The organism is Leuconostoc falkenbergense (genome assembly GCF_045801155.1).
Taxonomy (GTDB): domain Bacteria; phylum Bacillota; class Bacilli; order Lactobacillales; family Lactobacillaceae; genus Leuconostoc; species Leuconostoc falkenbergense.
In genome coordinates this window covers 39,437-51,502 of sequence record NZ_CP174386.1, presented here as the reverse complement: position 1 = coordinate 51,502, position 12,066 = coordinate 39,437, and the positions used below count along the sequence as shown (strand labels likewise).

Genomic DNA, 12,066 nt, shown 5'->3' with positions numbered 1-12,066 from the left:
TCTACGCTAAAAATGAGTAACATTAAAAAACGCTGATGATATTAGTCATCTAGCGCTTTCTGTACACTCTTATTGAAATTTTTATTGTTCAGTCAAATAGCCATCAGTCACGATACAATTCTAACAATCGTTGACGCAAAGCATCATCATAAGCCGTTAAATATAAACCATATTTGCCACGTTTCATCAAAACATTTAAAACGTTGGCAATGAAAGCTTTAAATTCGGCCTTTGTAAACTGTTTATCCTGACGTTTTTTGAATATTTCCTTGTGTGAATATTTCTCTGGCAAAATAGTCATGCTGTCTGTTTTTGCATCATAGCCAAACGATGGCCCAATAATCATTCCCACAAAGTTCAAATCAAAGCCCTGCAAAGTATATATTGTCCCAACTTGCTTGATAGAGTATTCACGTTTGGCCCAGTGCGTGCGTTGTGGATCCCATTCATCCCAAGGCAGTGAGAATGTATCCATTTCAACGTTATGACGGCCATCATTCCTTGGAAATCCTGACGTTGCAACAACTCGGCTTAACCCGACTGACTTATTTTTTTGGACAATATTGTCGTAGAGTTCCCCAGCTTTATCAAAGACTTTGAATTCGAAGTCACTATCATTTGGAAATGGATATAATGGTTTTTCAGCTGTTAGATCATCCATCCATTTTACTTGTGACTCACTGGCAATCATGCGGTACTGAAAATTCATATCAAATAACTTATGTGGCCGATTCCCGATTGTTTTGTATAAGAAGTCTTTTGACCAATACATTTTTGATTGAAAAACTTGTGCAAAGTCATAAACAACGACCACAATTTTAGCTAAATCCATTAAATCAGTTAGTTGATTGTTGCCATTATAATGCATATAAGGTTCGGGCTTGGATAATAATAAATGCGCTTCATCAACAAAAATGACATCATATCGCCAATGATTTTTTTGAGCGTGATTAATCAGCGGCGTTGGTCGCGTAATATCGCGTTCACGCATACCAGGAATACTTTCCGCAATGTCCTTATAAGCCTTGAAGAGTTCAGGGTGGTTAACCACCAAGGCTGTTTTATAACGTTTATCAGTCATGTATTTAGTGACAAGATCCATCAGTACAACAGATTTACCAGTACCAGCTGCCCCCTGAATAATCGCAACAGCATGGTTGTTATGTGCTACGCTAGTGCCAATATAATCATTGATATCACCAATGACACGTTCTTGATCTTGTGACAATTGATCGACAAAAAATTGTTTTTTGAGTTGTTCATTCATTTCAGCCATGGTTTATTTCTCGCTTTCCACACCATCGTTGTTAAATCATTATCCACCACAAATGAGGTTATTTTGTAGCATAATGTACGGCCGCAGCTCCCAAATTAAATCTAGAGATAACAACTTTTTGAAACTTTAATCGCAGCATTACTTGACCCAATGTCATATAATCCATAAAGTTTTCAGTCGTTTCATCTAAGTATTTATAAGCCGAGTATTTACCATTTGCAAAATATTTCCCTAATAAAGGCATCACTTGCCCAAAATATAAGCGCCAAAAAGGCTTAACAATAGGATTATCCGGTTGAGATGTTTCAAGAACCACGAGTTGTCCACCCGGCTTAAGCACTCTATACATTTCACGTAGACCTTGAATTGGATCAGGCAAGTTTCTAAGACCAAAACCAATGGTCACAATATCAAAGTGATTATCTTCAAATGGCAGTGACATAGCATCGCCTTGTACTAGCGTTATTTTATCCGCATAATCACTCAAATCGACTTTGTGTTGCCCAACTGTGAGCATTTCCCGACTGAAATCCAACCCTGTTATTTTTGCCGTGGGGTCGCTCTTTTCTGCCAAGGCAATTGCCCAATCAGCCGTTCCCGTTGCTAAATCAATAATTTCAGCACCTTTTGGAAAAACCATTTTTTTCATAACTTTTTGTCGCCAATTTTTGTGCGTTCCCAAGCTAATAATATTATTCATCTTGTCATATTCTGGCGCAATGGTATTAAACAGTGATTGTACATCAGTATTTTTAGGTGATAGGGTCATTTTAACTCCTTCAATCGTGTGATTTCAGCTATGAATTTGATTCGTTCCGTCTTACCACTGGCATTCCGATGCCAGTCATTTGCAAAATAAAAACGTTTTGGCACTTTATAATGTGCTAATTTTTCACGCCCGTAAGCTTTTAAATCAGTAGCAGAGAGCTTGCTATCTATTACAATAGCCACTGGTACTTGCCCCCATTGCTCATCAGGAACACCGACTACCACAATGTTGTCAATCTCTGGCAACTTTAGATAAACTGATTCGACTTCATCTGGAAAAATGTTTTCTCCGCCAGAACTGATCATATCACCTTCACGACCTTGTACGAATAAGAAACCATCATCATCGAGATAGCCAAGATCTTCAGTATTAAACCAGCCATCACGGCATTTTTCTGCCAATTTATTCGGCTGATTAAGATAACCAACTGTCAACGTCGGTGACTTAATCCAAATGTTACCTGTTTTAACTGGTACGCCATAATGATCAGCAATTTTCAAGCTCACTGGAAATAGTGGTTTACCAACCGATCCTAATTTTTCATCAGCGTACTCGGCGTCTAAAGCAATCACTTGAGAGGCGGTTTCAGTCATGCCATAAGACTGAATGATCGGAATGTGGTGGGCCTGTGCTCGCTTTAAAGTTGCGCGATCTGTGGGACCACCACCTAATAGCATCGTACGAAATCCGCTATTATAAGAGACATCTTCTGGCAAGTCCTTTAACAGTTGCTTAAGCATCACAGGCACTACTGACATAGTCGTAATATGATGATTAACCAATAGCTCATTGGCTTGGTGTGCATCAAATTTTGGTAAAAGGACAACACGCATACCATAAATCAGGCCTCGCATTAAAATTGAAAAACCACTAATATGAAAAATAGGCACCGCTGTTAACCAAGCATCATCAGCCGTTAGCCCCAAATTCAGAGCACTCCCCATAGCTGAAAAAAAGTGATTATTGAAAGTTTGCATGACACCTTTCGGCTTACCTGTGGTGCCAGAAGTATACATAATACTGGTAACAGCATCATCAGGAAAATTTTCAACCAAATCCAGTCGTGCTGATTTTTCAGTGGATAACGCACTAACAGTTAACTGTTTATCCACTTTTAGCTGCTGATGATAGTCTTCATCTGTGATTAAAACTGAAATATCAGCATCAGCCAACTGATAGTTAATTTCGTCAAATGACAAGCGTCGATTAATAAAGACCATCGTTTTGCCAAGTTGTTGGACTGCCATAATCACTAAATAACTTGCAATTGTATTCGTAGCAATTAAGGCTATCCGTTGTTCTGTTTCAATCACCACATTCAATTGTGCAGCAATTTTTTTTGTCTGATCAGCAACTTCTTGAAAGGTCAGTTGCTGTCCTTTTTCCTGCACGGCAACGCGATTGGGCGTGAGTCGTGCACGTTTTATCAACCAGTTTTCCATTTTTCTATCATACCGCAGAATGCATTAAAAAAAAATAGACGTCATCGTCTATTGCATTGTAGTCGTTAGCCCTAAGATATCAATAGCTTTTAAGTAATCTGCCACTGTAATTTGAGCACTTGTTCTAAGCAAATGAAAAGTCCCACCCATATTTTGAGCGACAAATCCTGAATCTAGAACGCCATTTCTTTGATAAAACTGATAACGTTGTAAACGCTGTTGCTCATTATCCGCATTAGTACCAACGATTTCAGATTCCAAAACAATGCCACCAGTGTAGCGTTGCTTTAAGCATGATAACATTTGGCTTCCAATACCTTTCCCGCGAATAGTTGCATCGACGGCAAAATATAGAATAAATGCTTTATCATCTGCCAATGTCACCAAAAATAGGATCCCAGCAACATGATCATTGCTTTTAAACGTTAACATTTTAATCTGGTCATTGTCACTCACCTTTTGCTGTAAAGTCTCGAATGGCAACCGCTCATGTGCCGGAAAGGCATTTAAATAAATTTTTTGCCAATTTGTTTCATCATTAGTATTGAAGTTTGTTAATATCATATCGTTATCCTTTTGATAAAATTCAAGCATTACTTACATTTTATCATAGCTACAATAACCAGTTGTTTAAGCGAACGTTTGTTCCGTGTTCATGTTATAATGAATGTACTGGGCGAATAATCTAATTTTTCGTTCGCCAAATAAAAAAATAGAGGTACTCATATGACTTCTCAAAATGATACATACACACTGGCAAATGGTACTAAAATTCCCGTTATTGGCTTTGGTACATGGCAAAGTGCTGACGGAGATGTTGCTTATCAAGCCGTTCGTTGGGCATTAGAAGCTGGTTATCGCCATATTGATACGGCAGCTGCTTATGGTAATGAAGAATCAGTTGGTCGCGCTATCAAAGATTCTGGCATTAATCGTGAAGACCTATTTGTCACAACTAAGCTTTGGAATGATGCACATTCATTTGAAGCCGCTCAAAAGGCTTTAGATCTTTCCTTGCAAAAGTTAGGGCTAGACTACGTTGATCTCTACCTGATTCACTGGCCAAACCCCGCAGCAATAAAGGCACAGGGTCAAAATGCTTGGGAAACGGCCAACGCTGAGACATGGCGCGCCTTTGAAGCTGCTTATGAAGCTGGAAAAGCCAAAGCAATCGGTGTTTCCAATTTTCAAATTCATCATCTCGAAAGTTTGGCAAAAACACAAAAAATTGCACCAATGGTTAATCAAAACTTTTTGAACCCTTCTGACACACAGGACGAACTTGTTGCTTATGACAAAGCACATGACATTGTCAGTGAAGCCTATTCGCCACTGGGCACTGGACGTTTAGTAGATTTACCACAGGTTACGACAATTGCAGAAAAGTATCACAAATCCGTCCCACAAGTGCTCATTCGTTGGTCTTTGGAAAAGGGATTTCTGCCACTGCCAAAATCAACGCATGAAGACTATATTAAGGCTAATTTAGACGTTTTTGACTTTGCCTTAACCAATGATGAAGTGTCCGAACTTGATTCACTTACTGGAATCGGTGGCACGCATACCAATGCCGATACGGCTGACTTTTAAAGTTAACTATCAACACCCCTTTTAATCATAATTTGATTGTCCGCTGTCTGGTCAGCGGATTTTTTTGTCATTAAATTTGAGATTTGGAATGCTTGACTACTTTAATTGTGTAAGATAATCATTAATCACTTCTTTTATGCACGATGTGACTGACAACATAAAATGACACCAAAGCAATTATGATAATAATCGCGTAACTATTTTTACCAAACTGGCTCCTAAAAACCGTGCCTTGCACATTTGGTATTCTAATAATCAATGACAGTATGCCAAATACCAAGGCTGCGAACAACATTGGAAAGTTAAATCTGCGATTATTTGAATGTAACCACCAAACGATGAAGCCCGCCATAATCAACACAGATACCATAACACCAGCAAAACCATTTAGCGAAAAGGTCAAAGGTGTTTTAACAAATAACAGAATCAAATACACAGGTGCCAATAAGGCGCTCGCTAAAACAAAATAAGTCACATATCTGACCACTTTGTTCGACATAAAACGGTTAATCACATAGATTGACCGCGCTATTTGCTTCAAAATTAACATGCTTGCTAGACAAGTATAAATGCCTGCCAAAATCATATTACCCAAATCAATCTTCGCGTTAGGATTTGCCAGCACTGGCAATAAAGTCATAATTGCAAAGCTAAACAGCACCGTCATGGCTAGCTTAACTGTATCAGTAATACTATTAGGAATCGATTTTAAAATATCATCCGCTACCATTTTCGGTGACTTACCAAAATACTTGTTCGCATCAATATTTTCTCGTTGTGCATCAAGAATATCTTCTAAGATTTCAAGTAATATATTTTCAACAATAGTTTCTTTTTTTGTAATACTGCCAAGTCTCATGTATATCAAAAAATCACTATAAAACACCTCATTTTTTAGATTGAGTTCTTTTCGCAAACTATTGTTCTTTTCAATCAATTTTTGACTACTATTCATTTTCTTCCCCCAAAATGCTATTCATACTGTGACTAATCCCCAGCCATTCGCGACTAAAAACTTGTTTTTCTGCTTTGCCGGCTTCGGTTATGTAATAATATTTTCTCGTTCTCAAACCATCAGAAGCTTGAATTTGGTATTTAATCAATCCTTTTGTTGTCATATTGGTGAGCAAGGGATAAATCGTACCTTTCGGAACATCCCCCAAACCATATTCCGACATTTTTTTCATGATGCCATAACCATAATTTGGTTCTTTATCAAGTAGAATGAGCAAAAAGCCTTGTAAAATACCTTTTCTAAGTTGACTGGCTATATTTTCTGACAAGTCATTATTTCTCCATTCTATTTATGGTTTGTTAAGCATACCGTATAATAATTGACAATTCAAATAATAAAATAACAACTATGTCGCTTTTATACTTGATATTATGAATTTTCAATGATAAAATTAAAATAATTTATGAAACATGAGGGACTTACTGTTGAACAAATAAACTAATGAACGAAAATGACACAGACACTTGCCATGCGTGTGAGCAAGTACGTTGATTTTCGAGATTTGGTTTAACCGTTCATAGGGTGGGTCTTTTTAGTTACCCTCAAATTTACCATCTCGACGATCAATGACTATATTTTTGATGAGGTAATTTTATGGTCGATATTGAGATAAAACATTTGTATTTTGGATTTGATCAACAGGGTACGCAACTTTTTTCAGATATCAATTTGAGTTTATCTGCCCAATGGAAGTTGGCTTTGATTGGTCGTAATGGCCGTGGTAAAACAACACTGTTACGACTACTGATGGGCGATTATCATTATACTGGCGACATTAGTCAAAACATCAAATTTGCGTATTTTCCCCAGACAATTCAAGATCCACAGCAGTTAACTTATAATATTTTGCAGACGCTATCAAACTTCGATTTTTGGAAAATATCACGTGAACTCTCCTTGTTAGGATTAACAGATGATATTCTCTGGCGCAAATTTTCGAGCTTATCTGGTGGTGAACAAACCAAAGTTTTACTATCACTTTTATTTGTCGACGATATCAGTTTTCCATTAATTGACGAACCGACTAATCATTTAGACCAAGCATCACGCCAGCAAGTTGCCAATTATTTAAGGGAAAAGAAACAAGGTTTCATTGTAGTCAGCCATGACCGCAACTTCATTGACGAAATTGTTGACCATACGTTATCCATTGAGAAACACAACGTTTTGTTGCAACGTGGTAACTTTCAAGTATATGATGACCAAAAAAAGCAAACAGACGCATACGAAAAAGAACAAAATACTCAGTTAAAAAAAGAAATTAAACATATCAAACAAGCATCAAAAAATGTTGCCACATGGGCCCTTGAATGTGAGAATGAAACAAATGATTCTGCTTCACGTCGAATTGCCAAGAAGCAGGCAAAACGTTCCAAAGCGATAGCCAAACGATCTGAAAGTAAAGTCGAAGCAAAAGCGGCGCTTTTAAAAAATATTGAATCAGTATCACCACTAACGTTAAATTTCACCCCAACAACCCACCAACAGTTGCTCAAAGTAAAAAATCTACAATTAAACTATGACAAACCACTATTTGAACCAATTTCGTTTGATCTTAATCTCGGTGAACGGTTAGCAATTGAAGGTAACAATGGTTCAGGCAAATCCTCTCTTGTACGCTATTTGCAAAATAATTTTGCTGGTACCGCAACCGGGAAAATGTATCGCCCCCAAAACCTAGCTATCAGCTATGTCAGACAAAATTATAACGATAATCATGGCACACTAGCTGAATTTGCCTTGGCGAGTCATTTATCCTATGAAGATTTACTCAATAACCTTTTCAAACTTGGCCTTGAACGTCACGTTTTTCAAAATAGAATCGAGCAAATGAGTATGGGCCAACAAAAACGCGTGGCATTGGCTAAGTCACTTATGACACCAGCTGAATTGTATATTTGGGATGAACCATTAAATTATCTTGATGTTTTCAATCAAGAGCAAATCACTAACATTATCAATCAAATACAGCCAACGATGATAATTATCGAACATGATGCTAATTTTTTGGCAACAACGTCAACCAAAACCGTTCATTTAACGACACCATCATCAAAAAAACCTGATAGTTTAGACAAATAATATTGTCTAAACTATCAGGTTTTTTAAATAATTAATATATGTTTCACGTGAAACATTATACACTACGCTTTTTGAAAATTAGATATGCAATGCCATACATCAAAATAATATAAATGAAGTACACAATAATCAAATCATTTTGTGATATATTCATCGCTTGCTTCACAAGACTTGGTGACAACATACCTAAGTTAGACATGCCTAAATAAATATTAAATGGGTTCCACTTTAAAAACGGTGCTAAACCAATTAATTTCAATGAAATAGCGCTCAATAATGGTGTCGCCACAATCATCACAACACCCAATCCAATTGCTGCCCCAGAACTTTTAACTAGATTCGTAATCATCAAAACTAGTGCAGCCACGAATACCATTTGAATAGCAGTATCAAGCATGCTGATGCCCATAGTTTGCCAACTATTCCCTGTATACCCAAGGGACTGACTGAAATCATACTTTGGTATAAACAAAGCAACCGCTAGAACAGTACCAATAAATGCCGTGACAAACAGACCAATATAAACACTGAGATTTAGCAACAATTTACTAACAAACACGCTACCACGACTAAAACGACGTGATAACAATGGGCGAATGGTTCCAAAACCAAATTCTTGCGATACCGACAAAGCAGTTATAATGATGCCGGCCATTTGTACATACAGCAATGCTTGTCCCAAATTAATCACGGCTGATGGGGTTCTTTGTGATTTAAAAATACCAATAATAGCTATCGGAAAAATCAAACTTAAAATTAACCAAACATATAATTTGTTTTGCTTAAAAGCTTTATAATACTCTTGTTTCATCAATGTTAACACGACTTATTCCCCCTTATCGTCTGCTGCCAGCATATCCAACAACGACTTTTCTAGATTCCCTGTGACTGTATTAAGTGCAATAATTTCAAGACTAGCTTGGTTAATCACTGTGATAACTTCTTGCAAACTTTCCGCCCCAGTAATTTGCAAGTGCCCATCATCAATATTTGCCTGCCAATGATGTTCTTGAACAACCATCAACGCTGCCTCATTGTCATTAGTATCAACTGTCCAACGCACTTTATCGTGACTAAAGAAATTAGACATTGTATCTTTTTCAATAATTTTGCCATGATTAATAATCACAACATCGTCAACCAATTTTTGCAGTTCATCTAACAAATGACTTGATATCAAAAATGCTGTTCCTTCGTCTGCCAAAGCGCGAATTAATTCACGCAAATCATGAACTGATTGTGGATCTAATCCGTTCATTGGCTCATCTAAAATGACCAGCTTTGGGTTTCTAATCAATGCAATCGCAATACCAAGACGTTGTTTCATCCCCAATGAAAAATTTTTGGCCTTACGTTTTCCAAAGTTATCGCCATCAATTTGTGTTTTATGCATGAGCATTTTAAAGTCTGCAGGTGATTTTGTATCCATTGCATACAACTTCAAATGTTCTAAGGCGGTCAAATTGGGATAGATTGACGGATACTCAATCAAATTACCAATTTTATCCAGTGCTTGATGATTACTAAACGTTACAGGTTTGCCATCAAACGAGATTGTACCTGATGAATAACTCATTAATCCAGTGATAGCACGCATCGTCGTTGACTTTCCGGCACCGTTGGGCCCAATTAATCCAACGATATGTCCGGCCTCAACCTCAAAACTAACTTGATCCATTGCAGCGCGTGCCCCATATTTTTTACTAACGTTTTTTACTTCTAATAATGCCATTATTTCCCCTCTATATTATGAAACTAGTTTGAATGTATTATCTTTCCCAAGATAATTTAGGTTTAAAAACAAAAACAAATGTGGTGATGCTTAAAATTACTGGCAACAACAGTTTATCTAGCAACCCACCAGCGGCATTAAGCTGTAATATTAACATTGATACAAAAACAAATATCACAACCGGCCATTTAAGATAACTTAATCGTACCGGTTCATCTTCAGTATCAACACCAACATGCTCAACCAAGTAATAACTAATCGCCAATGCCACTAATGAAATACCGATAATAGCCAGCACTGATGTCATCAAATCATTAATAAAATACTGTTTTGACAGCATTTGATCCGCAGACGTGTGGGTAATAGTCTCAAACACAATAATGAGATACATACTCCCTGCAACTTTTTGCCAGATAGGACCTATGACTAAACTGACACCAAGAACTAGGCTAGCAAACAGTAAACTAAAAGCTCCATTGATAATGTTACTCCGTACTGCATGTGCCCACTCACTAGGCTGTATGGTAATTATTGAAAACAAATCAAGGAACACTGCAAATGCAATCGGTGCGATTATCAGCCAAAACATTTTACTCAACAATAATTGTCTACGCGACATACTTTGTGTTACTAACCATGCATCAAGATGACGTGTTTTATCGTTATAAAAGGAAAGCAATGCCGCAAATTGCAAAATAATCATCAATTGACTGCTAAGCTCACTTGCATCATCCCCACCAGCAGCTGTGCCAGAATCAATAAAGTTTGTACCAATAATAATAGCCGACGCTGCGACACCCAAAAAAGCAATTAATATCAACTGAGGTGCTTTCATTTTGCCATAAATTTTTATCGCGCGTAACATTATTCGCCCTCCAATTCTTTTTGCCAAGCATAGGCTTCACTTGCAAAACTAGCACGGAAAATGTCTTCACTACCAATGGGTAATTCTTCAATAAACTTAAAATCTGAGCCTGCTAGTTTAATCCCAATGCTCTCATCAAAGTCACTGAAGACGACGGTTACGATATGCCCAACATGGGCGATAATTGTGCCATTTTCACGCAAAAAAGCTAACATCTCGTCATTATCGTAAGCCACTTGATACTTTTTGATATTGTTATTATTTTCAATAGCAAATGTCATATGAATGCTACCGTCTTTTAACAGCAAAATGCGATCAACTAATGTGTCGAGCTCTACTAAATTATGTGAGGCAATCAAAACCGTCGTGTTATTTTTGTTCACACGATCAATAATTAATTGCTTAACTTGATCCCTTATTAAAACATCTAATCCATCCAACGGCTCATCTAACAAAACATAGCGAGCGCGACTAGCGAAACCTACAATTATCGTAAACAGTGCACGCATACCTTTAGAATAAGTTTGCACGCGTTTTTTACTATTCAGATTAAATTGCTGAATGCGATCGTCATACCAATCAGAATCAAAATCTTTGTAAGATAGCGACAAAATAGATTTAATTTTGTTTGGTGTATAATATGCTAACCAATTTTCAGGCATATCAACATAGAATAACTGATCATGCGTACTAGTTGTCCGAACATAATCTTGATCATCAAGCCCTATCCGTCCAAAATCAGCTTTCATTTCACCGACAATGGTTCGAAAGAGTGTCGTCTTTCCTGCACCATTATGACCAACAAGACCAACAATTTCGCCTTCATTTAATTCAAAGCTAACATTTTTTAGGACTTGCTGATGTTGTATTTTTTTTGAAATATTTTCCAAAATCAATGTCATTGTTTCTCTCCGTACAATTCATCAATCCAGCTGTGAAGCTGATTCGGGCTAATTGAAACACGTTTGGCTTCAATTGTTACTTCTGTTAGCTTGTTTTTGAGCTGCTCAACAAGTTCATCATCCGCATTTTCCCCATTTCTGCGAATAAAAGTCCCTTTTCCAGTTACAGTCTCGATAACGTTTTGCGCTTCAAGTGCTTTGTATGCCTTGGCTACCGTGTTTGGATTTAATCCCTCAATTAATGCCATTTCACGGACCGATGGTAATTTTTCACCAATGACTAACACGCCGGCAGCAACTTGCGCTTTAATTCGCCACATTAGCTGCTCGTATAGTGGTTGGTTTCTTTGTATTTGCGCCATTTGTGAGCTCCCGATTAAGATTTGGTGTTTT

General features: G+C 37.3%; 13 protein-coding genes. 2 read left to right on the top strand and 11 right to left on the bottom strand.

Annotation, left to right across the window (positions count from 1 at the left end):
- Nucleotides 1-103: 103 nt before the first annotated feature.
- The 4 genes from ACI3ES_RS00305 to ACI3ES_RS00290 all read right to left on the bottom strand — a co-directional run bounded on the left by ACI3ES_RS00305 (nucleotide 104) and on the right by ACI3ES_RS00290 (nucleotide 4,051).
- On the bottom strand, nucleotides 104-1,267 hold the full coding sequence (locus ACI3ES_RS00305; protein ID WP_114667330.1) for a DUF2075 domain-containing protein: 1,164 nt from the start codon (nucleotides 1,265-1,267) through the stop codon (nucleotides 104-106).
- A gap of 67 nt (nucleotides 1,268-1,334) precedes the next feature.
- Nucleotides 1,335-2,045: a bifunctional demethylmenaquinone methyltransferase/2-methoxy-6-polyprenyl-1,4-benzoquinol methylase UbiE gene (gene ubiE, locus ACI3ES_RS00300; protein ID WP_010278821.1), complete on the bottom strand. Its 711-nt coding sequence runs from the start codon at nucleotides 2,043-2,045 to the stop codon at nucleotides 1,335-1,337.
- A complete protein-coding gene (locus tag ACI3ES_RS00295) occupies nucleotides 2,042-3,487 on the bottom strand; it encodes an o-succinylbenzoate--CoA ligase (protein WP_114667310.1) in 1,446 nt (481 codons plus the stop codon). Before ACI3ES_RS00295 ends, ubiE begins: the two co-directional genes overlap by 4 nt.
- Nucleotides 3,488-3,535: 48 nt before the next feature.
- Nucleotides 3,536-4,051 carry a GNAT family N-acetyltransferase gene (locus ACI3ES_RS00290; RefSeq protein ID WP_317211656.1) on the bottom strand — a complete coding sequence of 172 codons (516 nt, stop codon included), beginning with the start codon at nucleotides 4,049-4,051 and terminating at the stop codon, nucleotides 3,536-3,538.
- A gap of 162 nt (nucleotides 4,052-4,213) precedes the next feature.
- On the opposite strand from ACI3ES_RS00290, the gene ACI3ES_RS00285 reads away from it, so the two are divergent.
- On the top strand, nucleotides 4,214-5,077 hold the full coding sequence (locus tag ACI3ES_RS00285; RefSeq protein WP_004914856.1) for an aldo/keto reductase: 864 nt from the start codon (nucleotides 4,214-4,216) through the stop codon (nucleotides 5,075-5,077).
- Between the two features lie 121 nt (nucleotides 5,078-5,198).
- Here ACI3ES_RS00285 and ACI3ES_RS00280 read toward each other — a convergent pair whose 3' ends face one another.
- Both ACI3ES_RS00280 and ACI3ES_RS00275 read right to left on the bottom strand, forming a co-directional pair.
- Entirely contained in the window at nucleotides 5,199-6,032 is an 834-nt protein-coding gene (locus ACI3ES_RS00280; protein ID WP_114667308.1) for a hypothetical protein, read from the bottom strand.
- The gene (locus ACI3ES_RS00275; RefSeq protein ID WP_004914854.1) at nucleotides 6,025-6,360 is read right to left on the bottom strand and encodes a PadR family transcriptional regulator; all 336 of its coding nucleotides are present in this window, start codon (nucleotides 6,358-6,360) and stop codon (nucleotides 6,025-6,027) included. Before ACI3ES_RS00275 ends, ACI3ES_RS00280 begins: the two co-directional genes overlap by 8 nt.
- 326 nt (nucleotides 6,361-6,686) lie before the next feature.
- Here ACI3ES_RS00275 and abc-f point away from each other — a divergent pair, with 326 nt between their 5' ends.
- Nucleotides 6,687-8,174, top strand: coding sequence for a ribosomal protection-like ABC-F family protein (gene abc-f / locus ACI3ES_RS00270; RefSeq protein ID WP_114667307.1), 1,488 nt, complete (start codon nucleotides 6,687-6,689; stop codon nucleotides 8,172-8,174).
- A gap of 55 nt (nucleotides 8,175-8,229) precedes the next feature.
- On the opposite strand, the gene ACI3ES_RS00265 is transcribed toward abc-f, so the two are convergent.
- From ACI3ES_RS00265 to ACI3ES_RS00245, 5 genes are read right to left on the bottom strand one after another with little or no spacing between them, the layout of a single operon-like run.
- The gene (locus tag ACI3ES_RS00265; RefSeq protein ID WP_114667306.1) at nucleotides 8,230-8,997 is read right to left on the bottom strand and encodes an ABC transporter permease; all 768 of its coding nucleotides are present in this window, start codon (nucleotides 8,995-8,997) and stop codon (nucleotides 8,230-8,232) included.
- Between the two features lie 3 nt (nucleotides 8,998-9,000).
- The gene (locus ACI3ES_RS00260; RefSeq protein ID WP_114667305.1) at nucleotides 9,001-9,906 is read right to left on the bottom strand and encodes an ABC transporter ATP-binding protein; all 906 of its coding nucleotides are present in this window, start codon (nucleotides 9,904-9,906) and stop codon (nucleotides 9,001-9,003) included.
- A 37-nt stretch (nucleotides 9,907-9,943) separates the two neighbouring features.
- Entirely contained in the window at nucleotides 9,944-10,771 is an 828-nt protein-coding gene (locus ACI3ES_RS00255; RefSeq protein WP_142511333.1) for a hypothetical protein, read from the bottom strand.
- The gene (locus tag ACI3ES_RS00250) at nucleotides 10,771-11,673 is read right to left on the bottom strand and encodes an ATP-binding cassette domain-containing protein (protein WP_114667303.1); all 903 of its coding nucleotides are present in this window, start codon (nucleotides 11,671-11,673) and stop codon (nucleotides 10,771-10,773) included. The genes ACI3ES_RS00255 and ACI3ES_RS00250 overlap by 1 nt, the downstream gene beginning before the upstream one ends.
- Entirely contained in the window at nucleotides 11,670-12,035 is a 366-nt protein-coding gene (locus ACI3ES_RS00245) for a GntR family transcriptional regulator (RefSeq protein ID WP_080518902.1), read from the bottom strand. The genes ACI3ES_RS00250 and ACI3ES_RS00245 overlap by 4 nt, the downstream gene beginning before the upstream one ends.
- Nucleotides 12,036-12,066: the final 31 nt, after the last annotated feature.